Here is a 14,736-nt window from a genome sequence, read left to right as displayed (position 1 = left end):
ATTAATGTAAGCTCACCGTTATTAATGTAAGCGCTTTTTCAACATATTTATTATAACATATTTGACTCTACTTTGTTTGTAATTATGTGACATTTTTTTATAAATAATAGATAAATATTCCCTTATTTATTTGATTTTTCTGTTTTATTACGAATTCTGTTTCTTCTCGTTTGTGAATATATAAAAGATTTCGTATAATTGACACATAATAGACAAAAAGCAAATCTATAAATCATCGGAGGAAAATGATTTGGATCACTACACTGAAGAAGAACTGGCTGTCAGGGCCTCGGGACTAGTGAAAATATTTGGTAAACACCGGGCTGTTGACGGGGTGGACCTGGCCATTCCGCGCGGGATTGTCTACGGTTTTCTTGGTCCGAACGGTGCAGGTAAAACGACGACAATCCGTATGCTATCGACCCTGCTGAAGCCGGATGGAGGATCAGCAAAAATTCTCGGCCATGATCTTGTGACTGAACCGGATTCCGTGCGCCGCCGGGTCAGTCTGACCGGACAGTTTGCCTCGGTCGACGAAGACCTTTCCGGAAAAGAAAACCTGATTCTGATTGCCCGTCTGATGGGTTATTCCCGGAAAAAAGCCGGAATCAGGGCCGATGAACTGCTCGGCGCCTTTGGACTTGAGGAAGCGGCGAAACGGCAGGTCAAAAAATATTCAGGCGGGATGAGACGACGGATCGATATTGCCGCAAGTATCGTCGTCCGGCCGGATCTCCTGTTTCTGGATGAGCCGACGACGGGCCTTGACCCGCGCAGCCGCAATCAGATCTGGGATATCGTCCGCGCCCTTGTTTCAACCGGAACGACCGTGCTCCTGACGACACAGTATCTGGAGGAAGCCGATCAGCTGGCAGACCGGATCGCCGTCATCGATCAGGGACAGATCATTGCAGAGGGAACAAGCAGTGAGCTGAAAGCGTCGATCGGTTCCGGTGTGCTTCATGTCCGGCTGAGCAGTGCAGATGAAAGACCGGAGGCGCAGCGTCTGTTAACGGAGCATTTGGACGTACCGGTTCAGCTTGCCTCCGACCCTGCCGCCCTGTCCGCGCGAATGAACCATCCGGAACGCGCACCGGAGGCACTCACTGCTCTGAGTCAGGCGGGGATCCGTATCAACAGTTTCTCGCTCGGGCAGCCCAGTCTGGACGAAGTATTCCTGACATTGACCGGTCTGCCGGCGGAGGATGAAAAAGAGACAGCGGAGGTACAGGCATGACAACAAATGACTCACAGGAAAAATTATCCCGGCTTCAAGAGGCCTTTTCCGGACAGACGCGCCCGCCGCGTGCCGGCGCCCTGTCCGCATCGCTGACATTCACGTGGCGCGCTCTGCTGAAAATCAAATATGTTCCCGAGCAGCTGCTGGACGTCACCTTTTTCCCCGTGATGTTTACGCTGATGTTCACGTATCTGTTTGGCGGGGCGCTCGCCGGGTCAACGAGTGAATATCTGAAATTTCTGCTCCCGGGTATTCTCGTCCAGACCGTCGTTTTTACGACAGTCTATACCGGGGTCGCACTGAACACGGACATCTCCAAAGGGATTTTCGACCGCTTTCGTTCGCTGCCGGTCTGGGGCCCGTCCCCGCTCGTCGGCATGTTGCTGGCCGACACGTTCCGTTATACGATTGCCTCGGTGATTGTCATGCTTCTTGGTTTGATTCTCGGCTTTCGCCCGGAAGGCGGACTGATCGGCGTTATTCTTGCCATTGTACTAGTTTTGATTTTCTCGTTCAGCCTTTCATGGGTGTTCACTGTACTGGGGCTGATCCTGAGGACACCAAACTCCGTCATGGGGATCAGTATGACCCTGCTGTTTCCGGTGACCTTCGCCAGCAATATTTTTGTCGATCCCTCGACGATGCCCGACTGGCTCCGTGCTTTTGTCGACGTCAACCCCGTCTCGCTTCTGACCACCGCCGCGCGCGGGCTGATGCAGGGACGCGCAGCTTCCGCAGACATCATCTGGGTGCTGCTGTCTTCTGCAATCCTTGTTCTGATTTTTGCACCGATCACAATGTATCTTTATCGGAACAAGCGGTAGGCTGACCCGCGCAGTACGGGTCCAGTTCGCCGGCAGAGTGGGTGAATTCCCATTTCCGGCTGAAATATCGGGGAGCCCCGCTGATTTATTTGGGGAATCAGCTGAATTATGGCGTCATCCGGCTGAATTCCATTTTCCCGGCTGAATTATGGCATCATCCGGCTGAATTCTCCGGGAACCCCGCTGAATTATCCGGGGAATCGGCTGAATTATGGTGTAATCCGGCTGAATTCTATTCCCCGGCTGAAATAAGGCGCATACCGGCTGAAATATCCGGGAGTCCCGCTGAATTATTCGGGGAATCGGCTGATATACAGTGCCAACTGGCTGAATTCCATTCCCTGGCTGAAATAAGGCGCACACCGGCTGAATTATCTGGGAGTCCCGCTGAATTATCCGGGGGATCGGCTGATAAACCAGTGTAACTGGCTGAATTCCATTTTCCCGGCTGAAATAAAGCGCACACCGGCTGATATATCCCGGATCCCCGCTGAATTATTTGGGGAACCGGCTGAATTATCCAGGAACCCCGCTGAATTATCCGGGGGACCGGCTGAATTCCATTCCCCGGCTGAATTATGGCGTCATCCGGCTGAATTATCCGGGAACCCCGCTGAATTATCCGGGCAACCGGCTGATAAACAGGGGCATCTGGCTGAATTCCTCGCCCCCGGCTGAAATAAGGGGTAAACCGGCTGGAATATCCGGGAGCCCCGCTGAATTATCCGGGTAACTGACTGAATTCCTCGCCCCCCGTTAGATAAGCAGCATTCTGACTGCCCACCGCCGTGGGTCTTTCACCTTGAAATCCACTTTTCATAATAAATAAAGGGAGCTTCTCCTGGTATCAGGAGAAGCTCCCTTAATCATTCATTACACATTTTTCGATGCTAAGGATACTCTCTGTCTCCGGTAAAACATCGCAAAGAGAACCCCATAGAGCATCATGCCAAGAAACGCCACCGCAGCCAGAATGATAAAGGTTGCTGGATAACCAAACCAGACGGTCATCGGAATAGCAATCGGGGCAATCGTCCGGCCAAGCGAGAAACGCAACCCGGATGTGGCAAAATACTGTCCGCGCAATTCAGGCGGTGACAGTTTTGCAACAAAACTGTCCTGAACGCCGACTGTCATCAGTTCCGCCCATGAGAACAGCACAATACCAAAAAGCAGCAGCCACGCATTTACTGTCGATCCCATTAAAATCATCGCCACACCATAGCACAGGGAAGAAATCATGAATACTCCGCCTTCCCGGTATCGCGCCATCCATTTCGTAACCAGCACGGTGAAAAGGGCTACACAGAGTCCGTTCATCGAAACCATCAGGCTGAACAGCTGGTGACCTGAGGCGGTGAAAGACCACCCGCCAAAGGACAAAAGTGTCTGATCCGGCACCTTGTCAGAAGTATAGACGGCGATCAGCATATCAAGTTGCATGAAAGTCTGTGCCACCAGCACACCGGCCAGAATATAGAGCAGGAAAATACGATCTCTGAGAATCACACCATAATCCCGAAACTGATTTTTTAGAAAGGGAATCCATCCAGATGATCCGTTTTCTTTTTTACATGCAGCAGCCGACTGCGGGACTGTCTCGTGAATCCACACTCTCAGGGCCTGAAGCAGGATAAAACTGACGATGGTGCAGGCAACAAGCAGGGCAAATCGGTGTTTGAAAAAAAAGAAGCCTCCGAGCAGCGGACCAATCACCACCGAGACATTGATTGACGTATAAAATATAGCAAAGACACCCGGCCGATACTTCTCAGGAACGACATCCGCGATCATCGCACTGCTCGCCGGCCAGTACAGCTGTCCGAACAGACCGAGCAGTGAAAAGCTGATAAAGGTCAGAAACGGTGACTCCAGCCAGGGAGAGTTAGCCAGCGCAAAGAAAATAAAGCACGCCGCCTGGCCGGCTCCGGAAAAAACCATCATCTTTTTTCTGCCAAAATGATCAGCACAGTACCCGCCGAACAGACCGATCACCGTCCCGATAAACTGTGACAGAATCAACAGCAACCCGGCCGTCTCCTGCCCGAAATGTTTAGAAAAATAAATAGCCATGAAAGGAAAGAACATCCAGAATAGAAGATTAAAAGTTCCTTCACCAATTAAACGAACTTTGAGATTAATATCCCAGTCGCTCCATTTCAAATCGATCTCTCCTGTCCCTGTTCACACAAAAAAGCCTGCCGCTTGAAGCAGGTCTGAAACATACTTCAGCAGCAGGCTCTAAAAATTACCGAATGCTTACGAATCTGTCCACGGTGCAAATGATTAAGCAGTCTGAAAGCTCAATATAAACCGTTCATGCATAACCCCCGGCGTTATGGTGCCTGCTTCAGAGCCATAGATTCGATTATACTGTGCTATAAATCATCTGGCAACTGTCACCCGGAAAGCTCATACCTGCTCTTTGAAGATCGAGCAGATCTTTTGCATTTCCTTTTTCGGTATGGGTAACCGAAACTTTCTCCTGACACGAAAAAGGAGCCGAACAGCTCCGATCGTTACAAGTATAAGTCCGTAAAACAGCCAATAATCCAGGCCACCCTGTTAAAGGCAGCGTCTGTCTAACGCCGTCGCCACTGGAATCACGGTGTCGGCTTCACTCCTGAGCAGCGTAACCTTCAGGAACGGAATCCATAAATTACCAATCACCATCAGACAGGTAAAGCCGCCCCGCCCTGATTTTCTTATCTGCTCAGCACATCCTGCAGGATCGGATCCTCATGCAAAATGCGATGGGCAAGCTGACGATATTCCGCAACGTGCAGATACGTGCAGCGCATCGGTTTGATCTCAGGCGCCTTGTCAATCGCCATATCGAAATCAGATAGCCGCATCCCTGTTGTTTTAGCATAATCAAAAAAACCGGTCCGTGTCAGAACATTCTTTACCCGCTCATAGCGATGATTCTGCACACGGCTCATCAGGTAAGTCGCCACACCGACCTGCAGACCGTGCAGCTGCGGTTGTTTGGCGTAACGGTCAAGCGCATGTGAAATCAGATGTTCGCTTCCGCTTGTCGGCGCGCTGCTGCCGGCAATTTCCATAGAAATTCCGGCCATCGTCAGTGAATCGACGAGTTCCTTAAGAAACAGATCATCGTGAATCGTCCCGAAGTCCGTCCGGACGAAGCTGTTGACTGCCTTTTTCGAAAGCATCAGTGCACAGTCATCAACCCTCATCCGTCCGTTTTTCTCTTCAAATATCCAGTCTTCTGCCGCCGTAATTTTTGAAACCAGATCTCCGACGCCTGAATAAATAAATCGTTCCGGTGCCTTTTTAATCACATCAATATCGATAATGATCCCATAAGGCATTTTGGCGTGCACGGAAATTCGCCGGCCATGGATCGTCAGTGACGTGTTGGAGCTGGAAAATCCGTCATTTGACGATGAAGTGGGGACACTGATAAACGGCCATTTGCGCAGAAGTGCCGTATATTTTGCCGCATCCAGTGCTTTTCCACCGCCGATGCCAAGAACGGCCTCCGTCTGTGCCGGAAGCTGGAATGCCCGGTCGACCACCGCATCGATATCAATATCGGATACTTCCTCTGTGCTCAGACAGTCCACACTGTAATCTTTCAGCGAATTCAGCACCTGCCCTCCAAGCAGATCGGTCAGACCCTCTCCAAAAAAAATCACGACCTTCATCAGTCCATGGCGCGTCAGAAGACGTCCAACCTGTCCTAGATTCCCTTTTCTGACATCCAGCAAAGTAGGAACAACAATCTGATGGTTATCGGCTGCCATCAGTAAACACCTCCTTATGACGGTTCAGATAATCTTCCACATCCGCAAAATTACGGATAGCGACATACGGTTTCTTTTTTTCATCCAGAAGCGGCTGCAGCTTCCCTTTGGCAAAGATCGTATCTGCGAGCAATGCGGCCTCGAGATCCGGACGGCTGTCTCCGGCATAAAAGACGGTTTGATAATCCTGCATCAGATCCCTTGCAATCTTTTCCTTGTCAACTCCATAAAGCGGAGAGTAATATTTCCCGGCCGGATCCACATTCAACCGGATCCCGCGGTTGGCATAAACCCCGGGATTGGAGAAAATGCGGACATGCGAAATGCCATAATGCTGAAATATTCTCCGGATATAATAATCTGTGCCTGCACTGATGACAACGAAATCACCGCCAAGCCGCTGAACGTGATCAATCACTTTTTTTGCATTCGGATCGAACGGAATACGCAGAATATCTTCATCAATACCGGCCTCATCCCGCCCGATCGACTGGAAAATCCGGCTCAGATATTCGAGATCCGTCATCACTTTATGATCCCAGTCTGCATACAGCTTCTCGCTGTCTTTCTGAAAGTACGTGTCGATGATGACATGGAAGAAATCTTTTTCCGAAAGCGTGCCGTCAAAATCAGAGAGAAAAAGGAATTGTTTTGTCATACAATAATGCTCCTTTTCTTGTTCTGTTATATTACAGTCCAAGTATATCAAAACACCTGACTGCGGGATGACTTTGCAAACGTCGCCAATATGGCGAAGTCGTGAAACATCATTATTCTTCCCGTAATCAGATGTCAGACATGCATACCCGGGCGGATTACTGCCCATGGCCGGTTTCAGGCGATCCTTTCCTCAGCAGGGTATCCACCTCTTTCATCCGCATCGGCCGACCGTACAAGTAGCCCTGGATGATATCGCAGTGATTCAGATCGAGAAAAGCATTCTGCTCGCCTGTTTCTACCCCTTCTGCAAGGACCGGCAGATTCATCTGATGCAGCATGGAAATGATCGTGCTGACAAACTGATTGCTCTTCAGATCTGTATGGATTTTGTGAACCTCACACGACTAAAGTCGTGTGCTTCTAACTTCTCAATTAGAATTTCCTATGAACAATCTGTTTGCTTATCTGGATAAAGCGATAAGTAGAGGCAGATTTATTTTAATAGGCTAACTCCGTCGTCCCAACGGTTGTTTTTGTTTATACAGTCTGTAACTGTCTTATTCCTTCATTAAGAATGTTCTTAGCCGCATTAATATCTCTATCGTGATGAGTTCCGCAGTTGTCACAATTCCATTCACGAATATCCAGTGTCTTTTTACCTGATCGACATCCACATTTAGAACAAATTTGACTGGAAGGGAAGAAGCGATTAATCTTGACTAGTTTCTTCCCATACCATTCACATTTATACTGCAACTGTCGTGTGAACTCATACCACGATACATCAGCGATTGATTCAGCTAATTTATGATTCTTCATTAATCCTTTTACATTTAAGTTTTCAACACAAATAATATCTTGGCTTTCGACAATTTGCTTTGATAACTTATGTAAATAATCATTTTTACAATGATTAATTCGTTCATACAATTTAGCCACTTTAATTTTTTGCTTTCGATAATTCATACATTGATCCCATGTTTTATTAGGATCCTTCCAAACCCTCTTTTTAGCAATTAATTGACGATGAGATAACTTACGTTTTTCTCTTTTTAATTTTTGTTCTAACTGTTTTGAAAAATGCATATTGGGTATCTTAGTTCCATCAGACAGGATGGCGAAATCAGCTAATCCCAGATCAATGCCAATCTCAGAATTTGTTTTAGATAATTCATTAATTTCACATTCCGTATTAATCGCTATAAAATACTTACCACTTGGATTCTTCCTGACTGTTGCTGAAATAATTCTTCCTTCGATTTCTCTTGTCCTGGCATATTTAATTTTGCCTAGTTTAGGTAATTTAATATATTTATCGTCAACGATTGCAATATTGTTATTCGTAAAGTTGGTCTTATATGATTGATGAGGATTCCTTTTGCTCTTAAATCTAGGATACCGGGACTGTTTTTTAAAGAAACGATGATAAGCATCAGATAAATTCCTTAATGAATTTTGAAGAGCAAATTTATCCACCTCTTTAAGCCATATAAATTGCTTTTTAAAGGCTGATAGTTGACTTGAGCATTTATTATAAGTTAATCCTTTTCCTGTTTCTTTATAAGCCCTCTTCCATAAATCCAAAAAATGATTATACACAAATCGTGAGCATCCAATCGTCTTATCTATTTGAACCGCTTGCTTTTCCGTTGGGTAAATTCTGACTTTGTATGCTTTTTGACGTAACATGCGATCACCTCACTTCTTCTTTTGGTTTCTAATATATTCTCTTACTTGTTCTTCGGTATTTTCACTTACTGTTGCAACAAAATATGATGGATTCCATAAATTACCTCCCCATAATTTATTTTTCAATTCAGGAAATCTCTTGAACATCATACGAGCAGAAGTCCCTTTTAATGATTTAATCATATTAGGTATTGATTGCTGAGGCGTGCAATCGACTAACAAGTGGACATGATCTTTGTTCACTTCCAATTCAGATATAGTGAAATCATTCTCATCTGCTATGTTATACAATATCTCTTTGAGTCCATTTTCAATATGATTAACTAAAACTTGATGCCGATATTTTACACACCAAACAATATGATATTGGATGGAATAAACGTATCCCCGTCCATGTTTAACTTCTGACATTTTTATCACCGTTAATAATATAACATATGTTAATAGATTATGGAACTTAATATACTGATATTGTAGTATTTTTTAAATGTACGATAATAACATATGATCACTTACTCATGACTGAAGTCACGAGTGTGCGTTCGCAACAAATCAATAAAATTATGGCTCCTGTTTATTCAGCATCAGCGGTCCAGAAGAATGGTCAACAGGAAACAGCGACCGGGCATACCGCTCAGAATCTTCAGGACGCGATAAGACAGGCAGGTGCTCATCTCATTCGCATCTCCTGATCTGTCTTCAGCGAAAAGGTTCCTCTTTCATTGAACTGTATATGAAGCTGCGGCCCGTCTTCTCTGATTAATGCACCGGTTTCCATCATCTGATAGGGTGAGATACGCAGTCTGATCTGGTGCCGGAATTGTGTGGTTCGCATCGTTTTATTTCGGAACACACTGACGGGTACCGGCAGTCGCAGGCTCTGATCATGGGTCATATGTACGAGAACATCTTTTTGCCCGCCGTCTTCCCAGTTGTTCACATGGGAATGCCCGATCCAGATGCAGCCGCGCTGGGACTCAGACATTAAGGGATAGAAATAGATGCCCAGTTCATTGCAGATGCAGATGGGCGGCATACTCCTGAAGCCCAGACAGGCTGCCCCTTTCTTTCTTCCTTTATAGGTGGATCCGAAATAGTTGCATGAATTCTGGACAATTTTAAGAGGTGAAAGTAAAACTTCAAGCATCCTGCCCTCTTCCACAACGATGGTGTGCAGACTGCCATCCTCAGCATCAAGTGGCAACAGGGCCATTGTTTCTCTCCTAATGATATACTGATTCAGTGTTTCCATCATCTTTACAGCTCCTTTATGCTTTTTTAGTTTGCCATGTGTTTACTGATTGTCCTGAAATGCGAACGGGAAGGGGGTTCTGGAAGCAATAACTGAGGATTGCTTATGAGTCGACAGATCTATGAGGAATCTCTTATATCCACAATTATACAGAAATATAAAAATCATTCAATAATTAACAATGTGTTAAGTTAAAAAAATGTCCACTGCTGAATACTTGTTCGATAAATAGACAAAAAATAAGAACCAGAGCGTCACTCCTCCGGTTCCTGCCATGACCTGTATTTCGTTCTATTTACGCATCTGCGCCGTAATCCTCCGCTTTATAGAGGTGAAGCACGCGGCGACAGAACCATTCAAAAAAGAAACCGCCGGCAAAAGCAATGACCAGGTAAACCAGAACCAGGATCAGAAAATTGACCGCTGTCGCACCCCCCTCCATAAACTGGATCGCATTAATCGGTCCGACAAGGCCGGAAAATCCAAATCCGGCACTGATCGGCGTGCCCTTGATGTCGAACAGGACGCCGAAAATACCCAGCACCGCCGCATTCAGCATGATTGGTATGGCGATCCTTGGATTGCGGACCAGCGCGCCGATCATGATTTTCGGTGTACCAAGGACAATTGAGAGAGACAGACCCATCGGATTGATACGCAGACCGCCGACAAACATCCCGACCGCTGCCGCCACACAGCCGAGGTTGCCGGCACCTGAAGCAAGGTCACTCATACTGATTGCTGTAGCGATTGCGACCGTCGAAACCGGTGAAATCATAATCACTGAGAAACTGGCGGCGACCAGAATGGCCATCGGGATTGGCTGCAGGACGAAAAAGCTGTCAACCACCCGGCCGATACCGACTGTAATCGCATGAACAAAAGGATAGGCAATCACGCCCATCCCTCCGCCGATGACGCTGACAATCGGCGGCATAAGCAGCGGTTCGAACGAGCCCAGTCTTCCGTCGATGAGCAGAATCAGCCCGCAGGTCAGACTGATTGTGACCAGCGTATTGACCAGGTCGCCCATGCCGTGAACCAGAACCCCATTCGGCGTAAATTCCAGTGCGCCTGATCCAATGAAGGCTGCCGCAGCAGCGCAGACCATCGGGATCGGCTTCATCCCGAATTTAAAGGCGCAGGCCGCACCAATCAGGAGCGGTACGGCAATCATATAGGCTGTCACCAGCTGATAAATCGTACCGAACACCGGAAGCTGGTTCTGCAGTGCCTTGCAGATTTCTCCGAGGAGAGCTGATGGAACCAGTCCGGCAACGATTCCGATCGCGTGTCCGACCAGAATGTTATTGACAAAAGTTTTTACCGACATTTTCCCTTTAACCGGCTGACCTTCCAAGGATCAACACACCCTTCTGTTTGCATTTCTCTCTATATACTAAAAATCAGACCTGTGCCTGCTATTCTAACAGCAATTAGCTAATTTGTCGATAGAACGCGTTTAATCGCTAAAGCATTTCTTCAAAAAAAGAAGGTGATCCGGTTCAGCCGCCATACTGCGGGCGGATTCCAGTCATCCTTTCACGTCCGGAAAAGCGACTGTTGAGGCAGCCTGCGCTTCCTGATCATTTTCCTTTTGAATAATCTTCTTCGGAAAATCCAGACGATAAACCCTGAACCGGAGACCAGCGACAGGAAGATCCCTGCAGTGAGTCCCGGTGTATGATAATTAAAACGAATGATATTTTTTCCTTCATACACCGGGACCATCATAAAGCCGTCGCTGTTGATAATCTGAACGGCGCGTCCGTTCACGGTCGCCGACCAGCCCTTATCATAAGGGACACTGAAGAAGGCGAACTTATTCGCATCCACATCGATCTCCGATGTGAAGCCGCGCGCATCATGATGAAACGATCTGGACGCCTCTTTCTGACGCGCCTCGAGATCCTTCCTGTAATCGTTTTTCTCAAAAGTGAAGATCTGGGACTCAGGCAGCGGCAGCATCCTGTTCCTGACCCTGTTCACCTCGCCGTCAGGCAGAACTGCTGCCTTCAGTAAGACAAGATGTTTATACTGATCGGCGATATGGTCGAACCGGCTTTCCGTCAGATAGTAATCGTAGGTAAAACCGACGGGCAACGCATCGGGATTTTTATAAATATAGATGGTATTCGTGCCGTTAAAAAAAGAAGCATAAGGCTTCTGTTTTGCCCGGGGCTGCGTCTGAACAGCATAGCCGACCGAAAGCAGCGGCTTCAGTCCGTAATAGTCTTCAGGGATGATCGTTTTCACATCGCGCGGTGAACCGATCGATTCATAGAACTGAAAAATGGACCCGTTAACCATACTGGTGAACGAATTGACCGTCGGCGTCTGCGATACCATCGGCAGATTCCATCCGTTATCACTGATACTGATCCGGTAGTCCTCCCGGTCAGGAAGGACCCGCTTCACTTCCTGACCCGTTTTGACTACGGTATCCTCAATGGCCTGGGGAGACTGCCAGGGATAGATCGAATGAATCGAAGCGATATTGAAAAAGCCCAGTCCGCCTGAGAACAGAACGACACCGATCGTGGTGAACAGCATCCAGCGCCTGGCATTCCGGAAGCGGATGAGCAGATAATAGGCTGTCGTCAGACCGGCCGCCGTGCTGCACAGGTAGAACAGAAAGAGATCCATCTGCAGAACAGCGCTCTTCTGGCTTTCACTCCATGGATAGAAGAGCAGAAAACCAGCGAGCAGACCGGTTACCACGCTGGTTACAAGAAGTGCTCTGCTGCAAGGATACGCTTCCCTTTTTTCAAGAACAACAGCGGTCATCAGTGCCATGATCAGAACGGGCATATAGAGCCAGCGCGCGTAGTAGGATGCATTGAACGCATAGAACAGACTGTTCAGAAGCGGCACACAGGCCATCACGACAAGGACTTTGAACAGCCGGCTCATCCAGCTCTTTTTGGACCCGATAAGCAGGGCAAAGACGGCGACCGGGCCGAAAAGCGGCAGCCAGGCGCCGCTTGACGTAAAATCAGACGGATAAATGGCGGACTGGTGCGGCATGATATCTGCAGGCATAAAGAAGGCTTTGAGCAGCTCCAGGTACCGTCTCCCATCAAAAATCAGTGCCGTCGGACCATAAAGAAATGCATCCAGGCGCGGATTCTGCAAGGTAAACAGCACGGCCGGGAGCAGCAGGACACCGGCCATACCCACGCCGATCACGCCTTCAAGCAGGACAGCCGGCAGGCGCCGGACATATCGCTTAAAATCTTCCGCCAGAAAGCGTACGATAAAGTAGAGCAGCAGAAAGACCACTTCTCCGGTGAAAAAGAAAAAATTCAGAGTCGCATTCAGCGCAACCGCTGCAGCAAACCATCCGCACTTTTTATTCAGAACCAGCCGGTCAAGACCGAATAACAAAAGCGGGAAAAGGGCAATGACATCATGAAAATGATTGAACATCAGATTCACAGTTGAAAATCCGGAGAACGCATAGAGCAGCGCACCAATGATTGCATAACGACCGTCTTTGACATAGCGGCGGATATAAGCGTAAGCCGTCAGACCGGCCGTGCAGTATTTCAGCATCAAAAGCGGAGCAACCACATAAGGAAAAGCAAACGGCGGAAACAGAAGGCTCAGCCAGAAAAACGGACTGCCCAGTGTGTAGAAACTGTAGGAACCGATAAAATTACTGCCAAGATCCGTATACCAGTTCCAGAATATATCCCCCGATTTAATTGCCCGGTTGCTGAGGATATTAAACGGGATCTGCTGATAATTAAAATCTCCGACAAGGGAGAACAGACCTTTATTCATCAGAAGTGTCGGAAGAAACATCATTCCTGAAGTCAGGAGGCAGAGAAGAAAAACTTTTGTATAATCATTTTTGCCTATTTTTCTCAGCATGTATTGCGGCATAAAAATAATGACTCCCGTCCTCTCTTTAGAATCTGAGAAAGTTATACTTCTATTATATTATGCATGTTTCGTCTGAATTTCGAAACCACCGGATTCTGTCAAATTTCAATTGGCGCGTCCGGCGAATGTCTGCAAATAAATTTTCAGGAGATGTAACCGTCATGAAAGGGATCAATGATCAGGAAGCAGAAAAAATCCGTACCCAACTGGCCGCCCGCAGCGTGACTTTACCTGACGGGACAAAGGTCCCTGCGGTGGGACAGGGTACATGGCATATGGGCGACGATCCGTCCAAAAGAAAGCAGGAAATTGAAGCGCTCAGAACCGGGGTTGATCTCGGCATGGTCCTGATTGATACTGCGGAATTATACGGTTATGGAAAATCTGAAAATCTGGTTGGCGAAGCGATCAGGGGGATCCGTGACCGCGTTTTTCTCGTCAGCAAAGCCATGCCAAGTCATGGCAGCCGGAAAGATCTGGCTGCTGCCTGTGAGAGAAGTCTGAAGCAGCTTGGCACGGATCATCTGGATCTCTACCTGCTGCACTGGAAGAGCAGCGTTCCGATTGAAGAAACGATTGAGGGGATGGAAGCCCTGAAGAAAAGTGGAAAAATTCTGCGCTGGGGCGTCTCCAATTTTGATACAGCTGATATGGAGAACCTGGTAAGCCAGCCGGAAGGCGCGCACTGCACCACAAATCAGGTCCTCTATCACCTCGGCTCACGCGGGATTGAGGTGGATCTTCTCCCGTGGCAGCGTCGCCATCATATGCCGATAATGGCCTATTGTCCGCTCGCCGAAGCCGGCTCCCTTAAACGCCAGCTGACTTCAGACACACAGGTCCGGCGAATTGCTGAGGCCCACCACATCTCACCACTTCAGCTTTTACTCGCCTGGTGCATCCGTCATACAGAATCGGATGGGATCATCGCGATCCCGAAAGCCAGTCAGGCGGCACATGTCATTGAAAACGCCAGGGCGGCCGGAGTCGTTCTCACTGAAGAGGAACAGCACGCACTTGACCGCGCCTTCCCGCGTCCATCGTCGAAAGTTCCTCTGGCTATTGTCTAATCAGGTCTTTCCGCCGGCAGAAAGACATTGTACGGATTCACTTAAAAAGGCATCCCTGTTCAGGGGATGCCTTTTTTATATGAAGGGATTATAATATCTGCTGCCACGGATCAGCGTCAAAGCCAGCGAGACGATCAGCAGTGCTGCTGAAAAACCCATGGCGAGGAAATCTCTTGCAGCAAAAGGACGGGCACTGTACCATGTCCGTTTCTTCTTTTTGCCGAAACCGCGCAGCTCCATACCGTTACTGATCGTCTCGATCCGGTCCAGGCAAGCAGCTCCCGGGCCGGTGCATGAAGGATTTTCCAGACGCAGTTGCCCACTTCCCGCTTTGTGTTTTTGC

At 47.9% G+C, this 14,736-nt stretch carries 13 protein-coding genes; 3 read left to right on the top strand and 10 right to left on the bottom strand.

The genetic code is table 11. The features are described 5' to 3' along the window. Nucleotides 1-250: 250 nt before the first annotated feature. Nucleotides 251-1,237, top strand: a complete 987-nt coding sequence (locus ABNN70_RS07395; RefSeq protein ID WP_353949314.1) for an ATP-binding cassette domain-containing protein — start codon at nt 251-253, stop codon at nt 1,235-1,237. Beyond that, nucleotides 1,234-2,064 carry an ABC transporter permease gene (locus ABNN70_RS07390; protein ID WP_353949313.1) on the top strand — a complete coding sequence of 277 codons (831 nt, stop codon included), beginning with the start codon at nt 1,234-1,236 and terminating at the stop codon, nt 2,062-2,064. The genes ABNN70_RS07395 and ABNN70_RS07390 overlap by 4 nt, the downstream gene beginning before the upstream one ends. A gap of 873 nt (nt 2,065-2,937) precedes the next feature. Here the strand turns inward: ABNN70_RS07390 and ABNN70_RS07385 are convergent. The 9 genes from ABNN70_RS07385 to ABNN70_RS07345 form a co-directional block, all read right to left on the bottom strand. Continuing rightward, complete coding sequence (locus ABNN70_RS07385) at nt 2,938-4,227, bottom strand: MFS transporter (RefSeq protein ID WP_353949312.1); 1,290 nt, start codon at nt 4,225-4,227, stop codon at nt 2,938-2,940. 542 nt (nt 4,228-4,769) lie between these two features. Next, a complete protein-coding gene (locus ABNN70_RS07380) occupies nt 4,770-5,834 on the bottom strand; it encodes an iron-containing alcohol dehydrogenase family protein (protein WP_353949311.1) in 1,065 nt (354 codons plus the stop codon). After that, a complete protein-coding gene (locus tag ABNN70_RS07375) occupies nt 5,821-6,492 on the bottom strand; it encodes an MtnX-like HAD-IB family phosphatase (protein WP_353949310.1) in 672 nt (223 codons plus the stop codon). Before ABNN70_RS07375 ends, ABNN70_RS07380 begins: the two co-directional genes overlap by 14 nt. Nucleotides 6,493-6,649: 157 nt before the next feature. Next, nucleotides 6,650-6,880 (bottom strand): EAL domain-containing protein, encoded by a 231-nt coding sequence (locus ABNN70_RS07370; protein ID WP_353949401.1) that lies wholly within the window; start codon nt 6,878-6,880, stop codon nt 6,650-6,652. 151 nt (nt 6,881-7,031) lie between these two features. Beyond that, nucleotides 7,032-8,183: an IS200/IS605 family element RNA-guided endonuclease TnpB gene (gene tnpB, locus ABNN70_RS07365; protein WP_353949309.1), complete on the bottom strand. Its 1,152-nt coding sequence runs from the start codon at nt 8,181-8,183 to the stop codon at nt 7,032-7,034. A gap of 9 nt (nt 8,184-8,192) precedes the next feature. Next, nucleotides 8,193-8,594 (bottom strand): IS200/IS605 family transposase, encoded by a 402-nt coding sequence (gene tnpA, locus ABNN70_RS07360; RefSeq protein ID WP_129930199.1) that lies wholly within the window; start codon nt 8,592-8,594, stop codon nt 8,193-8,195. A gap of 259 nt (nt 8,595-8,853) precedes the next feature. Next, entirely contained in the window at nt 8,854-9,438 is a 585-nt protein-coding gene (locus ABNN70_RS07355; protein WP_353949308.1) for a competence protein ComK, read from the bottom strand. 292 nt (nt 9,439-9,730) lie between these two features. Then, a complete protein-coding gene (locus ABNN70_RS07350) occupies nt 9,731-10,795 on the bottom strand; it encodes a PTS sugar transporter subunit IIC (RefSeq protein WP_353949307.1) in 1,065 nt (354 codons plus the stop codon). 182 nt (nt 10,796-10,977) lie between these two features. After that, nucleotides 10,978-13,323 carry a YfhO family protein gene (locus ABNN70_RS07345; protein WP_353949306.1) on the bottom strand — a complete coding sequence of 782 codons (2,346 nt, stop codon included), beginning with the start codon at nt 13,321-13,323 and terminating at the stop codon, nt 10,978-10,980. 161 nt (nt 13,324-13,484) lie between these two features. On the opposite strand from ABNN70_RS07345, the gene ABNN70_RS07340 reads away from it, so the two are divergent. After that, nucleotides 13,485-14,393, top strand: a complete 909-nt coding sequence (locus ABNN70_RS07340; RefSeq protein WP_129930170.1) for an aldo/keto reductase — start codon at nt 13,485-13,487, stop codon at nt 14,391-14,393. Nucleotides 14,394-14,468: 75 nt separating this feature from the next. On the opposite strand, the gene ABNN70_RS07335 is transcribed toward ABNN70_RS07340, so the two are convergent. Further along, nucleotides 14,469-14,633 (bottom strand): hypothetical protein, encoded by a 165-nt coding sequence (locus ABNN70_RS07335; protein ID WP_353949305.1) that lies wholly within the window; start codon nt 14,631-14,633, stop codon nt 14,469-14,471. Between the last annotated feature and the right edge of the window lie 103 nt (nt 14,634-14,736).

Source organism: Sporolactobacillus sp. Y61 (genome assembly GCF_040529185.1).
GTDB lineage: Bacteria > Bacillota > Bacilli > Bacillales > Sporolactobacillaceae > Sporolactobacillus.
The sequence above is the reverse complement of the archived record's forward strand: the minus strand, read 5'-3'. Positions and strand labels throughout refer to the sequence as shown.

What these genes read in the sequence shown, in the direction of transcription:
- ABNN70_RS07390 (WP_353949313.1), top strand. Translation starts at nt 1,234, where the DNA reads ATGACAACAAATGACTCACAGGAAAAATTATCCCGGCTTCAAGAGGCC.
- ABNN70_RS07380 (WP_353949311.1), bottom strand. Translation starts at nt 5,834, where the DNA reads ATGGCAGCCGATAACCATCAGATTGTTGTTCCTACTTTGCTGGATGTC.
- ABNN70_RS07375 (WP_353949310.1), bottom strand. Translation starts at nt 6,492, where the DNA reads ATGACAAAACAATTCCTTTTTCTCTCTGATTTTGACGGCACGCTTTCG.
- tnpB (WP_353949309.1), bottom strand. Translation starts at nt 8,183, where the DNA reads ATGTTACGTCAAAAAGCATACAAAGTCAGAATTTACCCAACGGAAAAG.
- tnpA (WP_129930199.1), bottom strand. Translation starts at nt 8,594, where the DNA reads ATGTCAGAAGTTAAACATGGACGGGGATACGTTTATTCCATCCAATAT.
- ABNN70_RS07355 (WP_353949308.1), bottom strand. Translation starts at nt 9,438, where the DNA reads ATGATGGAAACACTGAATCAGTATATCATTAGGAGAGAAACAATGGCC.
- ABNN70_RS07345 (WP_353949306.1), bottom strand. Translation starts at nt 13,323, where the DNA reads ATGCCGCAATACATGCTGAGAAAAATAGGCAAAAATGATTATACAAAA.
- ABNN70_RS07340 (WP_129930170.1), top strand. Translation starts at nt 13,485, where the DNA reads ATGAAAGGGATCAATGATCAGGAAGCAGAAAAAATCCGTACCCAACTG.
- ABNN70_RS07335 (WP_353949305.1), bottom strand. Translation starts at nt 14,633, where the DNA reads ATGGAGCTGCGCGGTTTCGGCAAAAAGAAGAAACGGACATGGTACAGT.